At 38.7% G+C, this 24,485-nt stretch carries 19 protein-coding genes and 1 pseudogene; 6 read left to right on the top strand and 14 right to left on the bottom strand.

Annotation, left to right across the window (positions count from 1 at the left end; translation table 11 throughout):
- The first annotated feature begins 450 nt into the window (after positions 1-450).
- Positions 451-1,635, top strand: a complete 1,185-nt coding sequence (locus tag ACOMCU_RS21005) for a CaiB/BaiF CoA transferase family protein (RefSeq protein ID WP_010857606.1) — start codon at positions 451-453, stop codon at positions 1,633-1,635.
- A gap of 57 nt (positions 1,636-1,692) precedes the next feature.
- Here ACOMCU_RS21005 and ACOMCU_RS21000 read toward each other — a convergent pair whose 3' ends face one another.
- The 6 genes from ACOMCU_RS21000 to ACOMCU_RS20975 all read right to left on the bottom strand — a co-directional run bounded on the left by ACOMCU_RS21000 (position 1,693) and on the right by ACOMCU_RS20975 (position 8,966).
- A complete protein-coding gene (locus ACOMCU_RS21000; protein ID WP_010857605.1) occupies positions 1,693-3,162 on the bottom strand; it encodes a hypothetical protein in 1,470 nt (489 codons plus the stop codon).
- 529 nt (positions 3,163-3,691) lie between these two features.
- On the bottom strand, positions 3,692-4,246 hold the full coding sequence (locus tag ACOMCU_RS20995) for an HPP family protein (protein WP_010857604.1): 555 nt from the start codon (positions 4,244-4,246) through the stop codon (positions 3,692-3,694).
- 925 nt (positions 4,247-5,171) lie between these two features.
- Positions 5,172-6,503, bottom strand: coding sequence for an acetamidase/formamidase family protein (locus tag ACOMCU_RS20990; protein WP_421051289.1), 1,332 nt, complete (start codon positions 6,501-6,503; stop codon positions 5,172-5,174).
- Positions 6,504-6,637: 134 nt separating this feature from the next.
- The gene (locus ACOMCU_RS20985) at positions 6,638-7,252 is read right to left on the bottom strand and encodes a PH domain-containing protein (protein WP_010857602.1); all 615 of its coding nucleotides are present in this window, start codon (positions 7,250-7,252) and stop codon (positions 6,638-6,640) included.
- A gap of 110 nt (positions 7,253-7,362) precedes the next feature.
- Entirely contained in the window at positions 7,363-8,406 is a 1,044-nt protein-coding gene (locus tag ACOMCU_RS20980; RefSeq protein WP_421051285.1) for a DUF4179 domain-containing protein, read from the bottom strand.
- Positions 8,403-8,966, bottom strand: coding sequence for a sigma-70 family RNA polymerase sigma factor (locus ACOMCU_RS20975; RefSeq protein WP_010857600.1), 564 nt, complete (start codon positions 8,964-8,966; stop codon positions 8,403-8,405). Before ACOMCU_RS20975 ends, ACOMCU_RS20980 begins: the two co-directional genes overlap by 4 nt.
- 252 nt (positions 8,967-9,218) lie before the next feature.
- Here ACOMCU_RS20975 and ACOMCU_RS20970 point away from each other — a divergent pair, with 252 nt between their 5' ends.
- Together ACOMCU_RS20970 and ACOMCU_RS20965 are read left to right on the top strand one after the other, a co-directional pair.
- A complete protein-coding gene (locus ACOMCU_RS20970) occupies positions 9,219-9,941 on the top strand; it encodes a response regulator transcription factor (RefSeq protein ID WP_010857599.1) in 723 nt (240 codons plus the stop codon).
- Entirely contained in the window at positions 9,938-11,338 is a 1,401-nt protein-coding gene (locus tag ACOMCU_RS20965; protein ID WP_010857598.1) for a sensor histidine kinase, read from the top strand. Before ACOMCU_RS20970 ends, ACOMCU_RS20965 begins: the two co-directional genes overlap by 4 nt.
- A 232-nt stretch (positions 11,339-11,570) precedes the next feature.
- Here ACOMCU_RS20965 and ACOMCU_RS20960 read toward each other — a convergent pair.
- The 7 genes and pseudogenes from ACOMCU_RS20960 to ACOMCU_RS20930 all read right to left on the bottom strand — a co-directional run.
- Positions 11,571-11,824: pseudogene (locus ACOMCU_RS20960) on the bottom strand (IS5/IS1182 family transposase); the annotation flags it as partial.
- A gap of 252 nt (positions 11,825-12,076) precedes the next feature.
- A complete protein-coding gene (locus ACOMCU_RS20955) occupies positions 12,077-12,436 on the bottom strand; it encodes a YxeA family protein (RefSeq protein ID WP_010857596.1) in 360 nt (119 codons plus the stop codon).
- A gap of 1 nt (position 12,437) precedes the next feature.
- A complete protein-coding gene (locus ACOMCU_RS20950) occupies positions 12,438-14,309 on the bottom strand; it encodes an FtsX-like permease family protein (protein ID WP_421051284.1) in 1,872 nt (623 codons plus the stop codon).
- Positions 14,296-15,063, bottom strand: a complete 768-nt coding sequence (locus ACOMCU_RS20945) for an ABC transporter ATP-binding protein (RefSeq protein ID WP_421051283.1) — start codon at positions 15,061-15,063, stop codon at positions 14,296-14,298. The genes ACOMCU_RS20950 and ACOMCU_RS20945 overlap by 14 nt, the downstream gene beginning before the upstream one ends.
- 253 nt (positions 15,064-15,316) lie before the next feature.
- Entirely contained in the window at positions 15,317-16,651 is a 1,335-nt protein-coding gene (locus ACOMCU_RS20940) for an FAD-dependent oxidoreductase (RefSeq protein ID WP_421051282.1), read from the bottom strand.
- A 13-nt stretch (positions 16,652-16,664) separates the two neighbouring features.
- Positions 16,665-17,813 (bottom strand): VanZ family protein, encoded by a 1,149-nt coding sequence (locus ACOMCU_RS20935; RefSeq protein WP_421051281.1) that lies wholly within the window; start codon positions 17,811-17,813, stop codon positions 16,665-16,667.
- A gap of 299 nt (positions 17,814-18,112) precedes the next feature.
- Entirely contained in the window at positions 18,113-18,400 is a 288-nt protein-coding gene (locus ACOMCU_RS20930; protein ID WP_421051280.1) for a DUF6509 family protein, read from the bottom strand.
- A 272-nt stretch (positions 18,401-18,672) separates the two neighbouring features.
- On the opposite strand from ACOMCU_RS20930, the gene ACOMCU_RS20925 reads away from it, so the two are divergent.
- Positions 18,673-19,857: a serine-tRNA(Ala) deacylase AlaX gene (locus tag ACOMCU_RS20925; protein WP_010857590.1), complete on the top strand. Its 1,185-nt coding sequence runs from the start codon at positions 18,673-18,675 to the stop codon at positions 19,855-19,857.
- A gap of 484 nt (positions 19,858-20,341) precedes the next feature.
- Here the strand turns inward: ACOMCU_RS20925 and ACOMCU_RS20920 are convergent, their stop codons facing one another.
- A complete protein-coding gene (locus tag ACOMCU_RS20920) occupies positions 20,342-21,445 on the bottom strand; it encodes a serine hydrolase (RefSeq protein ID WP_421051279.1) in 1,104 nt (367 codons plus the stop codon).
- Between the two features lie 522 nt (positions 21,446-21,967).
- Here ACOMCU_RS20920 and ACOMCU_RS20915 point away from each other — a divergent pair.
- A complete protein-coding gene (locus tag ACOMCU_RS20915; RefSeq protein WP_010857588.1) occupies positions 21,968-22,711 on the top strand; it encodes a gluconate 2-dehydrogenase subunit 3 family protein in 744 nt (247 codons plus the stop codon).
- A 12-nt stretch (positions 22,712-22,723) separates the two neighbouring features.
- A complete protein-coding gene (locus ACOMCU_RS20910; RefSeq protein WP_010857587.1) occupies positions 22,724-24,436 on the top strand; it encodes a GMC family oxidoreductase in 1,713 nt (570 codons plus the stop codon).
- The last annotated feature ends 49 nt before the right edge of the window (positions 24,437-24,485 follow it).

Genomic DNA, 24,485 nt, shown 5'->3' with positions numbered 1-24,485 from the left:
TGGAGCGCAGGCGGCGACTTCTGCGGGATTAGCATGAGCTGAAGGCCCCGCAGAAGCGTAGCGACGAGGAGACTGAAGCCGTGCCTGCGAAATGCGCCCGCCGTAGCGGAAATTAACGGGTTCATATTTAATAGAAAAAAGACAAACTCTATTTCGAGACTGAATATTCAAATAACGGCTATTTATTGTCTGAATTTTGCCAGAAAATCTATATTCTAAATTTTTTTACTTTTATTGTTATGCTGACATATAATTTTCTGACAAATTATTTTATAATGAAATTTAACATAGTCAATCTAATTATATTTCTGTTATAATACTGATAAATTTATAATATTCTGTATTAATACAGAATGTAGTAAAACACGCTTTTCACAATATGGGGATAATGAGAAAAGCGCTACAAAATGTTTGGACTTTTGTAGCCTACACAAAAAGGGGTTGGGAGATTTGGGTATTTTAAAGGGGTTAAAAATTCTCGATTTTTCTGCATTACTACCAGGACCAATGGCAACAATGATATTTGCTGACCTTGGCGCTGAGGTCATTCACGTTGAATCTTCTAAGCGCGTAGATTTAACACGTATTATGCCTCCATACGATGAAGACCATGAGGCGTATATTCACCAACATTTGAACCGTTCCAAAAAGTCGCTTACTTTGAATTTAAAATCACCAGAGGCTGTAGAAATCGTAAAGTCTCTTGTACAAGAGTACGACGTAATTATTGAAGGATTCCGCCCTGGGGTGATGGAACGTCTTGGCATCGGCTATGAGGCGTTAAAAGAAGTGAATCCTAAGCTAATTTATTGTGCTATTACAGGCTATGGTCAGACTGGCCCATATAGCAATCGGCCAGGACATGATAATAACTATCTATCACTTGCAGGCGTTCTCGATTACTCTCGTCATAAAGACAAAAAGCCTGTCTCAATGGGCGTTCAGCTGGCAGATATTGCAGGTGGTACGATGCACGCAGCAATCGGGGTACTTGCAGCTGCCTTACACCGTGAAAAAACAGGAGAAGGGCAGTATGTCGACATTAGTATGACTGATGCTGTTTTTTCACTTAATGCTATGTATGGTTCGGCTTATATAGGTGGAGATCGTGTGCCACAGCCTGAGCAAGAAATTTTAAACGGCGGCAGCTATTACGATTTCTACAAAACAAAGGATGGTCGCTTTTTCTCAGTAGGAAGCCTAGAGCCGCAATTCCGTAAACTACTTTGCGAGGCACTTGATATTCCTGAGTTGATTGATAACACTTTTAATGATTCGTACTATACACAAATACGTTTTAAAGAGGCAGTGCACGATGCATTTTTATCAAAAACCTATGAAGAATGGCTTGAAGTTTTTAACGAAAATTTCGAAGGTTGTGTAGAACCCGTGTTAACCTTTCCAGAGGCATGTAAGCATCCACAGCTACAAGCTCGTGATATGATTGTTGATATTCCAAAGAAAGACGGCACGACACAAAAACAAATTGCTTCTGCTTTTAAATTTGATGGTTACAAGCCTGTGTATAAACATGTTGGTGCTAAACTTGGCGAACATAATGAAGAACTTCTGTTAGCACTAGGCTACAGTGCTGAGAAAATTGCTGCTCTACAAGAAAACGGTGTTTTAGAATAAAAAGAGAGTGTCTAATGACGTCTTTATATGACGCATTAGGCACTCTTTTTTGTAACATTATACATAAGCACTGATAAACATTCGTAACTTCCCAAAATGATCATCATTGAGTAAATATTTTTTATATACTTCCATCAATTTTTCAAATAGCTCATACTGTTCAGTCACAAATAAAACCTTCAAAATATTCAACATGTGTAAAGATGCGCTCTGAGCTACCAAATAATAAGGTGCATCTGGCTTACGGTAATTTTGACGCCATTCTTCGACAGATAGACCAATATGTTGCAACGAATTGTTAACTTGTAGGGCAATATCTTGCTGAACTGATGCCTCAATTGCGATAAATTGCTCATTACTAAAGTTTTGTTGCACTAAAGCTGCATGTATTTTTTTATTGGATGCCAACACATTTTCTTTAATAAGCGTTAGCCCTTCTTGATAACGTGCCATTTTCACATAATTATCAAGTAATACAGCGTACAAATTTTCTAGATAATTTAGTGCATAATTTTTTATAATAGCCGGTGGTGTTGGCTTTCGATTAGGCAGTAAATCCTTATATTCTAGCATAATTTCTATTGCGTAATTATTCAGTCGTTCATCCTCTAATAAGTACTCTCCATAATGAATAACCATCTCATAATTCTGCTCCTCATGCCCCATATGCAATAAAATGTACGCAATCAGTACTTTCTCTTTTTCCGTTAATGCATACATTGAATAGCGCCAATCTCCTTCAAAAGAAGTAATCAATGCCTTCACACTTTGATAATCCCCTGACGACAAACGATAGTGAGTCACAATTTGATAAAGACGCAGTTGTTTTTTTGCCAAACAACTTGCATTATGTTTATCCACATAAGTTATGCACTTATCCAGATTTTTTCTGTAATTATGCACAAAGTTATTCACATGTGCATAAGTTATTTGCGCCGAATGTTCGAAATGGCGCATCATTTCGTGGATAAATGTGAATTGTTCTAATGGTCTGTGGATAAGCAGTGAATAAACTTTTTTTGTAAAAAGCCAGTGCCAAAATAAAGCTTCTTCTTTATATATCATATGCACAAAATATTCATCTTTAAATTTATATAAAAATATTGTTTGTAAGTCATCTACAGGCAACGTTACCTGCCAACGCTTTCCGAAAATAAGCCAGATTAACCGCTCTAAGTCCATTGTATGCTGTGCGAAAAGTTGCTCAAAAAATGTTTCTTTCCCTTTTTGCGTATAAAAAAAAGTATTGAGTCGATCATGAACAAATTTTTCATCAAAGCCATGCTTTTCAAAAAAAAGTTGCAGATCTGCAGATACTCGTCCCCAGTATTTTCGGGCTGTCGAAAAAGCAATATTCATTGCCGCTTCCTCATTAACCAAAAATAAGTTTGGCGACAGTGTAGTGCCTAGTATTTTTGGATCCGTTTGTGTGTTGATTTCTGCCCATTTTGAAAGTAATTTTTCTGCACCCTTTTCGCCACTTTCACTATATGTTATGAATAACTGCTCATCACAATCCAACAGCATACAACCGGAGCCCCCCATCAAATTCTCCCAACAAAGATCTTCCCCTGTCATGTAAAAATACGTTCCTATAAATCTTGAACACTCTTTCTCCAATATAACAAATCCTATCCAACATATGCTAAAAAATATTTGATATGCCAAACAAAAGTGCACAAGCATTTGTTCAAAATCAATAAAATAACATAAAAAAACCATCTAAAAGCATGCGTATGCACCCTTAGATGGCTTGTTACATTCTTGGCCCCATTGAAAAAAAGGCAAATGAGCCCATTGGACAGTCGCTCATAAGTTGGTAGCCCAATCGCATCGTCACAAATAGCTCATCGCCTATGTACATGTATAACTTCAAAAAAGTTATACATCCCCAATTGAAAACGAGAACAACACATTCTCCTAGCAGTAGACGTACAGCATAAAAAATAGTTACAAAAAAAGTGTCTCAGCTGAGACACTTTTTTCTGCACCGAAAACGAAGTGGCAGGCGCAAAATTTTTTACTACACCAAAACCGCACTTCCCTCTTAAAAATTTCACCAAAACATTGGATATTTTCGAGTGTCTCGTAAATTATTTATCAGCAATCCAAAAATCACAATAATTAGGGCGCCGATTAGTACAGGCATGACTAAATAGCTCCAGCCGTAGCCTCCTAAAATAATTATAATCGGGTTTGCTCCAGCTGGGGGATGTATTACCCCTGAAAATGCCATACAAAAGATTGTTAACCCCACCCCCAAGCTAATGGAGATAATACCTGAGCCTAACAAAGAATACATAGACAACCCAATAACCGCCGATATAAAATGACCTCCAATAATATTTCGTGGTTGCGATAGAGGAGCATTCCATACAACAAATACAAGAACACAGCTGCCTCCAAGCGACGCCATTAACCATGGTGCTCCTGTGTAGTTTGTTAAACAAAGCAATACAAAAATACATATTAGTCCACCAAACGCGCCTGTTGCAGCATCAGCAAAATTTGTTCTTGAGGGAGCATGCCCCCCTCCATTCATTTTGGATATGTATGTTTTTATTCGATGATCTTTTTCTTCTTTTTCCTGCAAACGTACGAAATCTGCCATTACTCGCCATCCTTTATTTACAATAATTCTGTCGAACATAGTCTTTTTTTAATCTTTTCTGAGCATTTCCTATTATATCAGCTAATAAATAGAATTCAATTTCCATTTGTCATATTTTAGACAAAATTAAACTATACGAGCAACTCTATCAATTACCCGAGAGATATCTTACAGTGCTTATATTTTTTATCCATGTTCAACATGCAAAAGGTGTTCGCAATGATTACATGCCGAATACCTTTTGCAATATTAGTTACAAATAGCCCCTATTAACGACAGTAGTACGCTACAAGCAACAGTTTTCTTCCATTTTTGGACTTTGCCATGTCCAATTAGCTAGCCTCTTCAAATTCATAGCAGCAAAAGTAAGCATCGCATGCATGGACAATTTTAATCCCTCTTAAGGCTGTCCAACGCAATTACATAGTAGCGACTCTCGGTCTATCGTACTCACCTTGATTTCTTGCATTTCTTCTTTTTCAAACTGCTCTGGTGAAAAAAGGTTTCTTTCCTTCGTCTACTCGATCTTGATTCCGCTCTTCTTGGCGTTTTGCCTCATACGGACGATTTTCTTTTCAAATTTACGCTTGTTCGCATGCACTTTCATATGTGTCAAATCAATAAAGACTTGGTCAGAGCTCCATAATCTTTGATCCGCAATTTCTTTTAAGATGAGATAGAAATCTGTTCAAATATAGCTGAGTCTTGAAAGTAACATTCATAATTTTTACCGATAGACGCACACTAGTTGATTGGAGCGCAGGCGGCGACTTCTGCGGGAATAGCATGAGCTGAAGACCTCGCAGGAGCGGAGCGATGAGGAGTCTGCGAAAAGCGTCCGCCGTAGCGCAAAGCAACGGGTTCATATAGATTCTACACTTCTACTTTCAAAGAAAAAAGCCTACCACTAAAGGCAGGCTTTGTATTAATCATATTGTTTTTTCACTGGTTTAAAAATTCGCGCTTTCTTCAGCACCGTTTTCGGCACTTGGAAGGTTGCCGTTACTACGCCAGGATGACGACCGATTTCAATAGATCCTGTAATCGTCGCACGATTCATGACCTCCGGCTCGCTCATCTCGAATAACCGTGCAGCCCGGCTAATTGCATTATCTGTTGCCTCATTTAATGTTGTTCCTGATCCTACAACTGCTACAGGGAAAGCTTCCTCCACCTGTTTGACACCGAATTCCTCTGCTAGTTCACGGGCTCGTCGCTTTTCTTCTTTTGTAAAAGGCTTCGCTGTGTATGGCAAATCTTCTTCGTTCGGTAAGATAATTGGACCTTCTAATGTCACTTTCTTCAAAACATTCACCTGAAGCTGAACAATGCCTGCTACATCTGTTGTATGCCCAGCAATTTCTCCATCACCCTGCATCGCATGCATATCACCAATATACACACCGCCACCAGGTACCTTTACAGGACAAATAATTGTCGCTCCCTCGCGTACGCGGCTAATATCCATATGCCCATCTGTTCGATGTGTATCTAGTTCAGCCTGTGTAAATGCATATTCATGCGGCGCACCAATTAAGAACGTCCCAAAATCGCCAGCATTATGTGAGTCCGGCATCGCCTTCGAAGGTGTTGTTCCAAGCTGCCCTAAAAACGGACGCATTCTTGCCATAACACCTACTAAATCACTTGGCGCCAAAGCTACCACTGGATTTTGCACAGAATTTTCAGGTGTCCGCATATAGTTTTTAGCATCGAGTGCAATACGACGAGCGCCTTCTCGACCAACTGTCACACCGATATTGCCCTTTTGATCTAGTGCCATTGTATAACCATTGGTCATTTTAAATGGTGCGGTTTCTGTATCACAGGTCGAACAGCGGATTGCCTGCGGACCAACACCTCTTACTACAGTACTTGGGTGGAGCTTACCACAGCCTGGACATTTTACTGACACGAAAGGATCGCCAATAAAACGATCGACGATTGCCTCATCATGCCCTGATGCCGTTGCAAGAGATGTTACCTGAATTGATTTGATTGTAATCACAATGGCATCGCCCACCTCAGCACCTTCTACAAAAACAGGCTTCGTTACTTCGTGTCCACCACGAATCGTAGGTGTCAGCATTGGTCCCCAACATCCTGGGGTTGTATTTGCAATGATGATGCCCCCATTCTTTACTGGGCCAAGCATTTTCTGTTGCGGATCTAAAATACCATCGATGAACTCATTGACGAATAATGTTTCGACAGCTTGCGCTTGCTGTACCATATCCTCATTTTCCGATTGTTTCATTTTCTCATGTACTTGCAATTCGGTTATCATGGTTAGCCACTCTCCAATTCCAAAAATTTTCATATGTAGTCATTTACTCCCTGAATAAGGGTAAAAGAGAGCTCTCTACTTAAACGAGCAGAGAGCTATAATCATTATTTATTAATGTACAAATCGAAAATATGTGAGAAGTCTTCCTTAACATACTTTTCTTTATGGTCTATCATCCATTTACTTGCGAAGCTTGTAATTTCTTTGAATGACGAAGCTGGTGATATATTATCATTACCAATGCGTCCCATTGATGCTGAGGCAATAGTAAGGCTCTGCTCCGCTACACTAAACTTGTATGCATCTTGCTTTTGCTCGTAACTAATGGCATGTAACGCCTTATACAAGTCCTTAATTTCGTCAATAAAACGCTTATGAATGTCAATTGAAAGTGTATTATTGCCGATTGTAAACTTAATTTCGACATCGAGATCAATAGTTCCTGCTGTTTCGAGTAAAACCTCACTAATTTTAAACATTGAATAGTCATAGCGACGCAATAAGCGCTTTTTACTCATCGCATTTTCACCATCTACATGGATGAGGGCACGGTTTGTAAAGCAATATTCATCTGCTTTTGTCTTAATTAAAAAATAGATTTTCTCGTCAATTTCATGCAGAATAAAATCATCTGCATCTGTTTTGTCAAAATCTTCATGAGATACGACTACCCCAATATCTGAAAGCCCTAGTGCTTCTGCTGCTATTTTTTTGAACATCGTCATTCCTCCTGGATTGTTATTACTATTACTACGCTTGGGCTCCCTGGAAAGTTTCATATAAATAAAGGTCTTTGTGTACGTTTATACACAAATGACCTAAAATTAGATTATTGTAAATGGATTGTCACAGGGTCCATTTTTTTTACCTCCAAACCTTTTCCTGAGCCTAAAGAGAAGTAGATTTCCGGCACAATTGTAATGGATGTTGCTGCAGGGTCGATCGCTTGTACAGTGCCACTCGACTTCGTATAAATACCATAATCAGAGCTTTGACTACCATTTGAATCGACTATATAAATGTTGCCTAGATTATCACGTATTTCTTCAAATTGAATATCAATATACGGCCATTTCTTTACTATCTCTGGCTCAACATTATGCTCGTAATGAATGACTGTCGACAAATCATTTTTTGCAAGTGCTGTAAATCGAGCTGTAACACCATGATTTGTAACGGTTTCATTTACTAGCTGTAAGTCCTCTACAAGTTTTGGCACTTTAAATTGGAAAGCCCAGTCCCCCTTCACTTCTGTTACATCTCCTTTTTTACTCCTATCAGTAAAAACTTGAGGCCTCCACAGTATTTCAATTTCATCCGGCACTTCCTTATCAAAATGTGGTGTTATTTTTTCGAGTCCAACATAATTCGTATCACTCACCTTTTGAATAGTGCCGTGAGCGCCAATACCTTTCGAATTTTTTATATCTAATCCATGCATGCTAAAACGTGGATTTGGCCCTAAATCAATCTCTGTTTCAAGCGCATAGGAAATCGTAACTGACGTCCCATCATACACAGCACTTTCAATCATCATTGATATGCCGTTACTCGTTTGCACTTGTCCAATTTCCGTCGCGTAGTTCTCAAAATTCTCAAACATTGTATGGTTATTATCAAAGTAGCTAACGATATTTTTCATAAATGGAATTTGCGTGGCAAGTGTTGGAAAAGTAAAATTTATAGTTGTCACAGCACTCACACCTATAATTGCCGCTGCCGCTAAATTGCGCAACCATTTCGCTGTACGCTTTTTCGTGTTATTGTTTAAAATAATTTGTTTTAGCTGCACCTTCTGCGTTGGAGATAATTCCATCGGTTCAATTGAGTCCACGTCTAGATCTAACCAATCTTTATGGTTTTTCGTCGTCATGTTAACGCCTCCTTAAGCTGAACTGTCTTCGCTAACTTTTTCTTCCCACGGTAAAGTCGATTTTCAACAGCTGCCTTCGATAAATGCAAGGCCTCTGCAATCTCCATAGTGGATAAGTGTAAATAGTATTTCATCATAAAAATATCTCGATCGATACTTTCTAAATGACTAATTGCCAACAGTAATTCGTTTCTTTGCTCTTTTTTCACAAGTTCCTCTTGCACGTCTCCTAAATCTGGTTTTTGAGCAAGTTCCTTGTCATTATGCTCACGTGCTTGCTGTTTTTCCAGCTTGCGAAATACGTCAATGGCTTTATATTTTGTCAGCATTCCCATCCATTTTTTGAAATCGATCGGCTCCCCTTTAAAGTGCTGTGCATTTTGCCAAACTGCTAAAAACACATCATTCACACAGTCCTCGACAGCATCTTTACTAATGTCAGCCAACACTTTAAAGGCAATAGCGTGCACAAAACCTGAATAATGTTCAATAACGTATTCAAGGGCATCTTCCTTTTGATTTTGTAAACGACGAATAAAATTTTTAGCATTACACTTCATATCCTCGCCTCCTTTATTTTTGTTCAAATCCTTTTTCACTAACTATATCGAAGCTCACTGGCTAAAACTCTCATTTATTTTTAGTACCCGTGTACATGCCACCACATTTCGTCTTCCTAACAAGTTTCATTTATAATAAAGCTCATAATAAATAAATGTGCTAGCTACTTCCAAAAATTCAAGCTATGCGCTATTCTTTATGTTCTATAGGATATGAACATCAATTATAAAAACGAAAGGGCGTATGAAAGCATGCAGGAACCAATTATTTTAGTCGTGGATGATGAGGCAGATTTAGCAAATCTACTAAAGATGAGTCTCCAAAAAGAGGGCTTCAAGCACATCCATACAGCTGGCTCAATTACCGAAGCCTGGACGAGTTTTCAACAGAATTCCCCAAATATCGTGTTACTCGACGTGATGCTACCAGACGGTGAAGGGTACGATTTATGTCGACGTATTCGAGAAATATCACATGTACCTGTGCTTTTCATGTCTGCTAAAACAGAGGAAATAGATAAAATTTTAGGCCTTGCCATTGGGGGCGATGATTATATTACAAAGCCCTTTAGCCCAAAGGAGGTAGCCTACCGTGTAAAGGCACAGCTACGCAGAGCTGGCTACCAGACACAGGATGCTCCGGCAACTACTACATTGCAAGCCTTACAGGTTGGACCCTTTCTGCTAAATGGTGATGAGACGGAAGTACATAAGGACGGTACTTTACTAGAACTTACCGCTAAAGAAATTGGTTTAATGGCCTGCTTTCTGCACAATCCAAATCGCATTTTAAGCAAGGAAACACTGTTTGAGCGTGTATGGGGGGAGGATTTCTTTGGCTCTGACAACACTGTCATGGTGCACATTCGAAGACTCCGTGAGAAAATTGAAAGCGATGCATCGAAACCTGTTTTCATCACAACCGTCAAAGGACTCGGCTATAAGTTTATTATTCCGAAAGTGGCGCAAACATGAAGTGGCGACTAACAGCTCGCTTTCTATTTTCAGTGATATCCATTGTCATCATCGTTATTTTTGTTAATACTGCCATTCTGATTGGCCTCATTATCTATCAGCAGGCAAGTAAATTTGATAGTACAACTGCAGCTACAGACGAAACCTTTGTCCGTGCATTCCAACAGTATATTGATGAAAGTGGTAATATCGACAAAGAAGGGCTACAACAGTTGCATCAACGAAATGCATGGATACAATTGCTTGATCCAAATGGCCAAGTCATTGCTTCACATTTCGCCCCTGAAAATGCTCTTTCTCATTATGCACCTGTGGATTTAATTCAAGTTTACAAATATAAGGAATACGATATTGACACAACAGTTTATGTAGGAAGTAAAAGTAAAAGCGATATCAACTATTTAATTGGTATTAAAGGTAGCGGCGTTTCAAGGTATGTTGCTCACTTTTCTGGAGAGTCGACTTTACAACTTATCGGAAAATACGGGCTACTTATCGTCTTGGCTGATTTACTTGTGGCGACTCTCGTTGGCTGGCTATTCGGCCGCGCTTTAACTAAGCCTCTCTATGCCATGATTGAACGCATTCAACATTTAAAAAATCACAAGCATATGCCCATTAAAATGCCGAAGGGTGTCTATCAGCCTGTTTTTGAAAATTTAAATGAGGTGTCGAGTGAGCTGGCTGCACATGAGCAGGAGCGCAAACAGTTGGAGATAATGCGGGAGGAATGGATTAGTAATGTCTCACACGATATGAAAACACCACTTGCTTCCATTCGGGGTTATGCCGAGCTATTAAATGATGGGAGATTAACGCCCAACGAGCAGATCGAATACGTACGCATTATAGAAAAACAGTCATTGCATATGCAAGATTTACTCGATGATTTAAACTTAACGATGCGACTAAGACATCAGCAGTTACCGCTCTCTTTGACCGAGGTTAACATAGTTCAGTTTATACGTGAAATCATTATTGATACACTCAATATGCCGCAGTACGAGCTGGCCAAAATCGATTTTGATGCCAGCACTGACATAATCGAGCACAGTATTGACATACACTTTATGCGTCGGGCTATTGTGAATTTTTTACACAATGCATTGCTCCACAATCCGCCAGATGTAACTGTACATGTCCTTGTCGAAGACAATTCAATTATAATTTCTGACGATGGCCATGGTATTTCCGCTGAAGATCTTGCCCATATTTTTGAACGCTACTATCGTGGCACAAATACTGAACAAACACATGGTACTGGGCTAGGTACTGCTATTGCGCGTGATATTATAGAAGCTCATGGAGGATCCGTGACCATTACTTCCGAAGAACAAAAAGGGACAACGGTTAACATTCAATTAAAAGAAACTGTCCAAGATGCAAAAACGCAGTAAAAACATACGTGCCAATGCTTTCACTAACACTTATGCACAGAGCTTGGATGTTGCTGGTGCACTTTACATTCACACAAAAGGTATTCGGAATAATCACATTCCGAATACCTTTTGAAATTTTATCAGAAATATAATAGCCCCTATTAACGACAGTAGTACGCTACGATCAACTATTTTCTACTATCCAATTAGCTAGCTTCTTCAAATTCAAGGTAGCAAATACACGTTCAATTTTCCATGGGTCCACTCGCTCTTGATTCAGCTCTTCTTGACGTTTTGCCTCATATGCACGCGTTTCCTTGCGCACGATTTTCTTTTCAAATTTAAGCTTGTTTGCACCCACTTTCACATGTGTCGAATCAATAAAGACATGGTCAGGACTCATAATCCTTAATCCGTAATTTCTTTTAAGATGCGATAGAAAATCTGTTCAAATATAGCTGAGTTTTGAAAGCGACGTTCATAATTTTCACTGATAGACGTCCACTAGTTGATTGGAGCGCTGGCGGCGACTTCTGCGGGAATAGCATGAGCTGAAGGCCCCGCAGAAGCGTAGCGACGAGGACACTGAAGCCATGCCCGCGAAAAGCGTCTGCCGTAGCAGAAATCAACGGCTTCATATAGATACTTCTATTTGAAAAGAAAAAAGACTGAAGACAAACTCAAAAAACAGAGTTTGTCTTCAGTCTGAAAGGAGGTGTCTCAGTAATTAATTCTGAGACACCTCCTTGCTAGTTTTTATTTTAGTAGTTTTTGCACCTTTGCAGGCATATCTTCAAACTTTACTTCATCATATGACGTTACTTCGTTTTCTTTTTTCACGTAAAGCTTCAAATAGGCATCATGACGTAAATTTTTCTGCGCAGAAAACTTCAGTGTCGTTTCGTCGCCCTTGTCATTAAAAGCTGGAAGCTCGTACCAATACGACTCGAAAATCTCTCCGTTACTCGCCTTATACTCCTCTAATTCACCATCAGAAGTAATATGAACATAATATGTGTCTTTATTTAAACGGTTAAAATCAACTGTCATAAGCACTATTAGACCTGCCACGAACAATATAAACAATGCTCCAATACCAAAGAAAACCTTTTTCATTTTATTTGGCCTCCTGTTTCACAATTTTATAAAATGATCGTACTGTAAAGATATAATATAAACCATAGATTGCTGAATATGCGACCATCCATAGAATAACCGGCTTGGTCATATCCATATTGAATAACTTTGAAAAGGCTATCAGCGCAAATGAACTATGCACGATGCCCACAACGAGTGGAGCTCCAAATATCACGGCAACCTGCCCTGCAACAGTTTTCAATATTTGCTTGCTGTTGACACCAATTTTATTTAAAATTGCATATTTTGCCTGATCTTCTTCCGCTTCAGTTAAAATTTTAAAGTAAATGATGCTTCCAGTAGCTGCTAGGAATACGAGCCCTAAAAAGCTTCCTACAAATAGCAGTGAGCCAACTGTAGCTAAACTGTCTTTATAACTTTGCGGTACGCTTGAAAATCCCTCTTGTTGATCTGTTGGAAGCTGTTCGTAGATTTCATTAGACACGTCCAATTGCTTTAAGTCATTGTCCATGCCCACTACCTGCAACTTAATATTGTCTGCATTTGCTGCTGCAAACTCCTTGTCATTGACCACAAGAACCGTACCAGCTGCAATAAAGTTTAACACACTATCTGTATACATTTCATCGACATGGAAGGAATCTCCGTTTGCCAATTTAAATTTTTCACCTGTAAAATCATGTGAAAAACGTTCATCATAACTAGCATCCAGTAAAATTGTCGAACCATCTGCAATTTGTAACTTGCGGTCTATTCCCTGCAATTGGGCTAAACGATTGTAATCAGATTCCTTCAATAATGTATATTCAAAATACGCAAATTCATTATCAACACGTAAGCTTTTCGCAGTAAGTGATTCATTGTACAGCACATTCTTTTGCGAAAACTCTACAGACTCGCCTTTCCACATGAACGTATTTGGTAACATTTGGCGTACTGATGCTTCTGTATTGTAATACATTCCAAAAACGCCACCACCTGCTGTAATAGTCGTTGCACTCAATATCGCAATGATCGACAGCGATTTTGCATTTGCTCGAATACGATACAATAGTTGCGATACGCCAATTAAATTCAAGCCTTTCCATGACCAAGACGTTGCCTTTTTCAGTGCTGTAAGGACAAATACGCTGACACTATGGAACAGTAAATATGTTCCCGCAATTGTTACCCCAATAACCATAAGCGGCGTACCAAGTACTGTGAATAAACGCCAAATTGGACTCGTGAAAATATCCGAAGCCGCTGTATAATAGCCAAATGCAATGAGCGCCGTCCCAAGTATAGCCGCTACGAATGAAGCACGTGGAATTTTCTCTCCCTGCTTCTCTGCATGGAATAAATCAATCAGCTTAAACTGATAAATAACTCGGTATCCCTGTAATGATGTAAATAAGAACAACAGTGCAAAAATCCCTGCAGTATTAAGCACTGCTTCAGCTGAAAACGTTAAATTCGCTACGACCTCGTAACCCATGAGGCGTACCAAGATTGTAAGTAGAACCTTCGACATAAAGAATCCAATGACAATGCCTAGCACTAGTGATACCAGCCCAATAACTAAATTCTCAAAAAAGAGCATTAGGCCAATTTTTTGTTTACGCACACCTAGTAACGAATAGAGCGCCACCTCTTTTTTCCGCTTCTTCATAAAAAACGAATTCGAATATGCAATAAAAATTACAATAAAGAATAATAGTACAACTGATGATGCACTCATCAACCCTTTAATTTGCTGCGATGATCCTTTTAACGCTGAAATATCATCATTATATTTTAATGTCACAAATGTGAAGTAAATGACGATACTAAATACCATCGAGGCAATATATAAAAAGTAATTAGACAAATTACGCTGTATATTTTTGCGGGCTAAGCTAAATAACGTCATTTACTCCACCCCCGATGCTAGAAAGCACCTGTAAAATCTCTTGGAAAAACTGCTTTCTTGTTTGTGTACCACGATGAATTTCTTTTGAAAGTTGCCCATCCTGGATGAATAAAATACGTTGGCAGAAACTTGCCGCAAATGCATCATGTGTAACCATCATAATTGTTGAGGCCTGTGTTTGATTTAAATCACTCAAACTTTCTAATAAATCTGTCGCTGATTTTGAATCCAATGCACCCGTTGGTTCGTCTGCAAAGATAAGCTTTGGTTCCGTTACTAATGCACGTGATGATGCTGTACGTTGTTTTTGTCCACCAGAAATTTGGTACGGATATTTATCGAGCAAATCACGAATGCCAAACAACTCAGCTATACGATTGACTCTTTCGTTTATTTCCTTCGTTGGTATCTTCGCAATTGCTAGTGGTAGTACTATATTTTCACGCACCGTCAGAGAATCGAGCAAATTATAGTCTTGGAAGATAAATCCTAGATTGTCTCGACGAAAATCTGCGAGCTCTGTATCTTTCATGCGTGCTAAATTTACATCACCTATGACAATATCGCCTGTCGTTGGTGTATCAATTGTCGCTAATACATTTAGCAAAGTGGATTTTCCGGCACCCGAAGGCCCCATTACACCCACAAACTCACCTTTTTCTACTTGAAATGTTATATTCGATAGCGCAGTAAATGTATTCGCGCCCTTGCCATATCTTTTCCCTACATTTTGTACTTTTAATAATGGCGTCATATACGCTCACCTCTTCCTTCTGATTACAGTATACGACCCCAAACTTACAGCAAAATTGTCGCAAGCTTACATCAACCTTAAATCAAAAACAATTTATCTCAACGTTTTAGAATTTTATCGCCTAACTTTTGAATTTTATCGACGTACTTTTAAAATTTATCGCCTAACTTTCCGAGAACACTAAAAAAAGATCCACACACAAAATTGTGCATGAATCCTTCAAAACTTATACCCGTATAACGCGCCATGATAACTACAACCGCCCATTCATTCTTGCGGCCTGCTGTAGTGGATCCCATACGCCATTGTATGGTGGTGCATATGCTAAATCTAAATCTAGTAAATCAGGTAAGGTCATTTTGTTGTATAACGCTGTCGCAAAGACATCGATACGTTTATCGACTCCTGCTGGTCCCACAATTTGTGCACCAAGTAGCTGCTGATCTCGCTTCCGTACAACAATTTTAATATACAGTCGTTGAGCCCCTGGATAATAGCCTGCGATATGACGCGCTGATAATTTATATGCTTCATATTCATAGCCAAGCTTTTTTGCCATGCGTTCATTAATACCCGTTGTTCCTACTGATAAATTAAAAAACTTCACAATAGACGTACCGACAATACCACGGAATGGCGCAAATTTCCCAGCCATATTCAAGCCTGCTAGTCGCCCCTGCTTATTCGCGGTTGTTCCAAGTGGTATATAATCTAAGCGTTCCTTAACAATGTTGAAATGCGTCGCGCAATCACCTGCGGCATAAATATTTTCAACAGAAGTTTCTAGATGACGATTCACGATAACTGCACCATTTTTAGCAAGTGCAATTCCTGTCCCCTCTAAAAATTGCGTATTTGGTTTAATACCTGTGGCAACAATCACTAAATCAGTATCCAACGCCTCAGCCTCTGTCACAACACGTTCTACTCGCCCATTGCCCTCAAACGCCTGCACGGTTGTATTTAACAATAGCTCAATGTCCTGCTTTTTTGCTTCATCATGTACATGCTGCGCTAGCTCTTCATCTAGGATTTTTGCAACATGACTGCCGCGTTGAATAAGACGCACCTTTTTGCCACAAGCATGTATGGTTTCTGCCATTTCAAGTCCGATATAGCCCCCACCCATGATTGTCACATGTTCAATATCAGGTGTTAAATCTGACAGTAAATCCTCAAGTTGTGGAATTGTTTTTACGGTGTGTACGCCCGCTAAATCTGCTCCTTTTTTCACAGGCATAGTAGGATTAGCTCCCGTTGCAATAAGCAGCTTATCGTATGCTATCTCGAACGGCTCTCCGGAAGCTTGTGTACCCAAAACAAGCTGTTTATCTACATCAATTTGTTCCACCTCATGCCCAACGCGTGCATCAATGCCATATTTATCACGGAATGTTTCTACATCTCTAGCGATCAGACGTTTTGTCGATGAAATACGCCCATCTACAACATAAGGCAATCCACATTGCCCATATGAGTATATAAATCCACGTTCTAAGGAGGTAATCTCTGCCCCCGGTACATTCCGATAAATCTCCATTGCCGCTGACATTCCAGCCGCATCTCCCCCGATAATTACGTATTTCATGTACAAGACCCCCTTATTTTTTTCTCGTCGCTACTAAGTCTGCATATTCGTCAATATACAATCGGCGTTTTCCTCCACTCACAATAACTCGGACAACGTGTACGGTGATAACTAGCCTTAAAGAGAACGCTGTTATAAAAGTTACTATTGTTAACACAATTTGCAGTACATAAAAAGGTGAATCCATATCTAATTTAATTTGGCTTAGTATATGAATAATCTCAAAAATAGTGAATGTCGCTATAATGGCTACACAACGGCGCCAAGACTGCACGACTATGTCTTTTGTATTGTCGCTGCTTGTCATCATAAAACGCATAACCCTCATACCAATCGTTGCACCTCGTGTGACACTCGGTACAACACCAAAAATCAGTGTATATAAAACTATTTTTACAATAAATTCAAAAATATCACTAGTACTAAATACAGCACCTACTATGAGCCATATAATCTGAGCCATACACACGTCTAGTACAAGAGCTAATAAAATAGATAAGGGCTTAACAATATCTTTTTTCTCTACTTCTGCAGCTTTTGCCTCGACTGCCTCCTGTGTTGGAAACAAAGCCCACACGATTGGCGCTAATAAGAAGCCAAAAAGTGCGCCTACACTATTAAGCATTAAATCATCCACATCAAAAATACGATACGCACAATTAAAGATGCCATAAATACCTGTTACTTGTGTTGTCTCATAAAACAATGTTAACAAAAAGCTGAACATAAATGCACGTTTCCAGTACTTACGATTTCTTAAAAAATATCGCAAGTAAACGCCAAATGGCATCAGCAATAAAAAGTTAAAGAATGCTTGGAAAAATGCCGGCTGTTTAGTTAAATAGAGCCATGTCGCCGGACTTGTCAGCACAATACCACTATCTTTCATAATATCTGCAATGAATTGAAACGGACGTAAATTATAATGGACAGTGTCTGCTGATTGTAGTGAGCAGGTATCACGTGTTTCCGGAAACGGCAACAACACTAAGCATAAGGCCGCTAAAAAATAAAAAATAAATGAAAACATAATGATTGTTTTTGATAGTGACAAGAAATTATATTTGCGATACGTATAAATGAGCCATGGCACAAATAACACAAATGACAATAGTATCGTTATCAACGTTGCCACCAAAATGGAATTTGTATAAATTGACATACATGCACCTCTTTTGTTTAAAAGAGCACACTAAAAATTTTCCAGTGCCCTCCGTTTAACATCCCCGTTTTTTATCAAGCATAACCTACAAAGACAACGTTAATATGTCATCAAACTTAAAAAATTCTTAAATTGAAAAGTTGGTAGACCCCTTCTGCTTCGTATGAGTACAGTAAGTTCACCCATATATATAGATGGCACAATTACTTAGTGGCATGGTATCCCACCAACTTTTGTGAAGAACAAAAAGGCAGGTAGAGAAAAACGATTCGTTTTCCTTACCTGCCTTCCTATTGCATTTAGGTTTTTGTTATTTCTTCCTTACAGAACGTTAAAATCTCTTCTAACTCATCATCCTCAAGTGCGAAGTCTAAATACTCGCCCTTCGCTTTTTCCATGATGAAATAATTTAATATAAATGGCTCACTATCTTTTTCACCAATTAGTACACGAAGCTCGATGCCTGCCTCATGGTATAGCTCATCTTCTTCATCAATTTCAACATCTAAAATGAACTCAAAGCGTTTACCGTCAATAATATTCGTCGGATCTAAAATTTCTTCCATTGAAAATTGTGTAATATTCATTTGTGCTAGCTCCTTTGTCTTTACCTGTTCTTTTATATAATAAATCAATTTCAGCATGGGTCAACTAGAAAACCCGTATACACCTTTAAGCAATTATGCCACAATAAAGTGAAACGCCCAGTAGCAGGCTTTGCTTAGCCCTTGGTGGCTAGTTGGATTAAAAGAGTTTATACAGTAACTTATCAGCCCTCTTTTGCCATAAGCCTTGCCATGAGTAGTTTTTCTGCCCAAAAATGAACACTATATGACTTACATAAAGGAGGCTTTTTACAGTGAAAGAGCTACTATATTATCAAGATGCGATGCTACGTGAATTTGACGCAACAATTGCAGGGACAGGCACTGAGACAGACGGCCGTCAATACGTTGTACTTTCAAATACTGCCTTTTATCCTACAGGTGGTGGGCAACCACATGATACTGGCACCTTAAACAACATTGAGGTCGTTGATGTCGAGAAAATTGACGATGAAATCCGACATTATATAACGTGCGAAGCTTCAGCTTTAACAGGTGTAGTTCATGGCAAATTGAACTGGCACCGACGCTTCGATCATATGCAACAGCACGCTGGTCAACATATTTTAACTGCAGCATTTGTAGAATTATTTGATGCACAAACGGTAAGCTTTCACTTAGGAAGTGAGCAGGTCACAATCGATATTGCCGTCGACGTTTTGACAGATGAGCAGCTTGTTGCGGCCGAAGCGAGAGCAAATGAAATTATTTTAGAAAACCGCCCGATTGAGACGAAATGGATTACAGAGAAAGAACTTGTAGATTACAACTTACGAAAAGAGGTTGCAGTCACAGGTGATATTCGTCTTGTCATCATTCCTGATTATGATTACAACGGTTGTGGCGGTACGCATCCAAGCTCTACAGGGCAAGTCAACGCTATTAAAATTCTTGGCACCGAAAAAATGAAGGGCAATGTGCGTGTCACTTTCGTCTGTGGGCAACGTGTATTGACAGAGTTGGCAATGCGCAAAACTGTACTGGCTGATGTTGCGCGGCAACTGAGCGTTCCTGAAGTTGACGCAGCAAACGCTCTCACGAAACTATTAGTAACACAGAAGGGTACTGAAAAGGCACTCATCGCTGCACGGGAAGAACTGCTTGCCTTCGAAGCGAAAGCATTAGCTGCAAGCAACGCCTATATCATTACGGCCGCCTTTCGTCATCGTACTGTGCAAGAGCTTCAAAAATTAGCCCGATTCATTGTGGCTGAACGTTCAGAAGTAATCGCACTACTTGCTTCCGAAAATGAAGACAAGCTACAATTTGTCGCAGCACGAGGCGCACAAGTGGAAAAAAACATGAAAGACATCGCCACACATGTACTTCCGCTTATTAATGGAAAAGGCGGTGGTAGCGAGCAAATGGTTCAAGGCGGTGGCGAATGCCTCATCGCTACAGAACAGTTGCTCACTGCCATGCAAGAAGCCACTAGTTGAAGAATAAAGAACAGGGTGATTTTCTTTTTCACGGATATTAAGTGATGTTCAATCGGGGACAGGTGCCGAATATTTTGGGCAACGTTGAAAATTATAAAAATAAAGTGAGACTTCAATTAGTGGGGGTTTTCTTCATCCCACACTGATTGTTGTTGAACTGATCGGGCATTTACGATCAGCCATCTAGTTAACTCGTTGTCATCTTTCAACTTGAGGTGGGGTTAATGAAGGATAAATCCCTCGACAACTTGGAACAACGCTTTCTCTGTTTCCTAGAATGACACTCATCAAGACGTATTAGACTCGTTGATCATATTTATGTGATGTGTACCGGTAGCTTAGACTCGAGTGAAAGGGCTTCGGTACACATTTCATTTTTTCTGCTAAATAAAACAAACTGTCATACATAATATTAATGACGTATTCATTAATCTGGAATTTTTAAACCGACAGTCCACGATATTACAGAATAATAAAAACAAATTTAAGCATTTTTATTATTAATTTCATCGATGACATTTAGTATCTTTGTTCTGAATAGATTATCTTCTAAAAAAGCCTTAATAAATTCATTATATTTTTTTTCAATCCAAATAGTCTCTAAAGCGCTCATATCTTCAATAAAAAAAGAAAAAGATATATTCTCAGAATCATTACTTCTAAAACCCGCGGAAGTTAAGACAAATAATGTAGCCCCCCCTTTATACCATAGGCGTTTACCACTCTTTTCATAGTCTGTAAACCCCATCAAATCATCCAATAACTGTTTATCTACTGTAGTTAATTTTTCTGATTTCCCTAATTGATACATTAATTTTGCATAATCAGAACTTGAAGCTGCAGGGAGTTTTTTTGTTAGCTCTCTTTGAACTTTCATTGTAGACATCATATGCAAATTTTCGATGAATCTATTTGCTTCGCCTTTAATAATTTTGTTTAACAGTTCAGTAGCTAATAAATTAAAATGACTAATTGGCATGTCTTTAATAGTTTGAGCAATATTTTTTTTCGGTACTTTCTCCGCTATATAAAGATAACTAGGAATTAAAATTGCTGAATTAATGGGGTAGATTTCTGTTTGTTGTAACAACGAATACTCTTTTATTACTGCATCAATTTTGTCTTTTCCTAATCTGTAATATATAAAGTCAGTACAAGCATTCGAACTATATTTCATCATTCCTTTTGCAATTTCTTTTAATGTAACTTCACTACCTATATGTTCATTTTCTTTCCATAGATTATGAGCGTTTCCATCTGTGTTTTTTAAATAAAGTGAATCAACTTCTTTAACTGGGACTAATTCATCTGGGTTTAAAAATTTATTACGTACGGCATTAATGAATGCAACAGCGTATAAAATTTTCACGGTACTTGCTAAAGGTATAATTTTATCTTTGTTGTAGGTAATTATTTCATTATCATTTTGGATTACTGACATTGACCACATTTCAGGGTTCTTTTCCATCAATTTAATAATGTCATCTTTTGTTTTGTTTATGTCCTTCCTTTTCATAAAAAAGCCCAATAGTATAAAACCTATGAATAATAAAAGTACACCTAATAAAATAGTAAAGTATATGTTCAACAGACTAATCCCCTTTTTTGGTAACTCACATGATAAGTCATCGCATTGATTACAGCAATAATATTTCTTCTATTAGAAGCCACTAAATTATCTATATGTTACCTATTTCAATATACTTAAACGTTACCACAAAAGGAAAAAAAGTCCAAAATAAAATTCTCTTGTTACTACCTGCAAGTATATGCCAGTAACTAATTCTTTATTATTAGCGACACTATGCAAACGTTTAGGTACCTCTTTAATTTCTAATTAGTATTCTCTTCTCATATATTTTTTATCTATCATCTTTTAATTTCAATTATAGATTAAACATTACGTAACATAAAAAATGTTATTTATGTAATCCCCTAAAATAACCGAGGTATTAGCAATTTTCTATCTCCTCGTAATTGTACTTTAAATTGGTTTTCTTCTACTGGATAAAATTAAAACTTTTCCCATGTGAAATTGATTATTATTTACTTTTTTTGCTGATTATAAATGATAGAACATAATCTATATATTCTTGAGGGGAGTATCTATATGAGTACTGACAATCATGTTTCACGTCGTGACTTTTTAAAAACAACAGGTATTGCTGCTGGTACATTAGTCGGTGGTGGATTAATAGGTGGGCTCGTAGGCTATAACATGAACGGCAAAGGGACTTCCACTTTAGATCATGGTAATGGAACTACACATGAAGCTACTGGAACACCTAAAGCTAAAATGTTTTTCATGAACGAACGAGATTTTAGTGTTTTATCGAATGCTACAGAACGCATATTTCCAGAAGATGATTTAGGTCCAGGTGCGATTGGTTTAGACGTACCCTATTTTATTGATCATCAATTAGCCGGACAATATGGCAGTAATTCCAAGGAATATATGCATGGCCCATTCGGTGAAGGTGCACCGACACAGGGCTATCAAAGTCGCTTAACGCGCTCAGAAATCTTTAAGCAAGGTATTCAAAAAATAGAGACCGAAGCACAAAATCGGTTCAAAAAAAGTTTTAACGACTTAGATGGCAAACAAATGGACGAAATTTTAACTGCTTTCCAGAAAGGCGAAGTTCAGATGAGCGGTGTCACATCTGCATTCTTCTTTGCTTTACTACGTGCGGCTACATTAGAGGGCGCTTATGCAGATCCAATGTATGGTGGGAATCGAGATATGGCTGGCTGGCGTATGAAAGGCTTCCCTGGACATCAGATGGCTTTTATTACACAAATTGAAGATACGAAGTTCCAAAAAATTGAGCCTAATCCATTAGGCAACCACTAGGGGGTTTTATAGATGGTGACAACATTACCAAGTGTAGACGTTGTAACAGTCGGTGTAGGGTGGACTGGAGGCATTGTTGCTGCGGAGTGCTCAAAAGCTGGCCTAAAGGTTGTAGGTTTGGAACGTGGGCAAAAACGTGGAACTGAAGATTATTTGAATGTCCACGATGAGTATCGTTATGCAATTCGATATGACCTCATGCAAAACCTTTCCAAGGAGACTATATCATTCCGTAATAACCGTAACATGAGAGCTTTACCAATGCGCCAGCTTGGTTCCTTTTTACTTGGAGAGGGTCTGGGAGGGTCTGGGACGCACTGGAACGGTATGTCTTATCGTTTTTTGCCGTATGATTTTCAGATTAAAACACTGACTGACGAACGCTATGGTCCAAATAAATTAGGACCCGATTATTTACTACAGGATTGGGCATTAACATACGATCAACTAGAGCCCTATTTCGATAAATTTGAAAAAACGGCAGGCATTTCAGGGGAAGATAAGAATCCCTTTGCAGGGAAGCGAGCTAATTCTTTTCCAACACCTCCTATGAAAATGACGCCAATGCTAGAGCAATTTGAAAAAGCAACAAAAAATTTAAAATTATCACCTTATATGGTTCCTTCTGCTAACGTATCAGAAGTCTATAAAAATCCTGATGGTGAAACGATTAACGCCTGTCAATATTGCGGATTCTGTGAACGTTTCGGATGTGAGTATGGCGCAAAATCTTCAGCAGAAATTACAGTTGTGCCGACTGCTTTAAAAACAGGAAACTTCGACCTACGCTTTAATTCCAATGTTGTTGAAATTTTAAAGCAAGGGAACAAAGTAACCGGTGTCAAATATATCGATACTATATCTGGTGAAGAATTTATTCAACCTGCTAATGTCGTTGTATTAACAAGCTATGTCTTTAATAACGCAAAATTATTAATGATGGCCAACATTGGACAACCATATGATCCAATAACAGGAAAAGGAACATTGGGCCGAAACTATTGTTATCAAATTTTACCGGGTGCTGCTGGATTCTTTGATGAGCAATACAATACATTTATGGGTGCAGGCTCTCTTGGTATGACAGTAGACGACTATAATGGTGACAACTTCGACCATAGTGAATTAGATTTCATACATGGTGGAACTATTGCATTAACACAAACCGGTACTCGTCCTATTGGTTCAAACCCAACTCCTCCCGATACACCAACATGGGGACCAGAGTTTAAGAAGCAATCGATTTATTACTATACGCGTTCATTCGGGATTGGTGCACAAGGTGCTTCTATGCCACATAAAGAAAACTATATGTCCCTGGATACGGTATACAAGGACGCTTATGGTTTGCCATTAATGCAGTTAACTTACAACTTTACTAAACAGGATCGCGCACTTCATAAATTTATCTCAGCACGTGCCGCTGACATTATGAAAGAAATGGGCGCAAAAACAATTGTGCCAAGTGCTGAGATTACAGATTACAATATTGTGCCATATCAAACGACACATAATACAGGGGGAACAGTTATGAGTTCAACGCCAGAAAACGGCGTTGTCAATAACTATCTACAGCATTGGGACGTAGAGAATCTTTTCGCTGTTAGTGCCGGAAACTTCCCACATAATGGCGGCTATAATCCAACAGGTACATTAGGTGCGCTAGCCTATCGTTGTGCAGAAGGAATTATTAACTACAGCAAATCTGGTGGGTCTTTGGTTTAAGCTCGTCTTACGCGGTCAATATCTTTTGACATGCCACAATTGTGGTACA

Source organism: Lysinibacillus sp. UGB7 (assembly GCF_049058285.1).
GTDB lineage: Bacteria > Bacillota > Bacilli > Bacillales_A > Planococcaceae > Lysinibacillus > Lysinibacillus sphaericus_B.
This window is presented reverse-complemented; position numbering and strand designations above follow the sequence as displayed.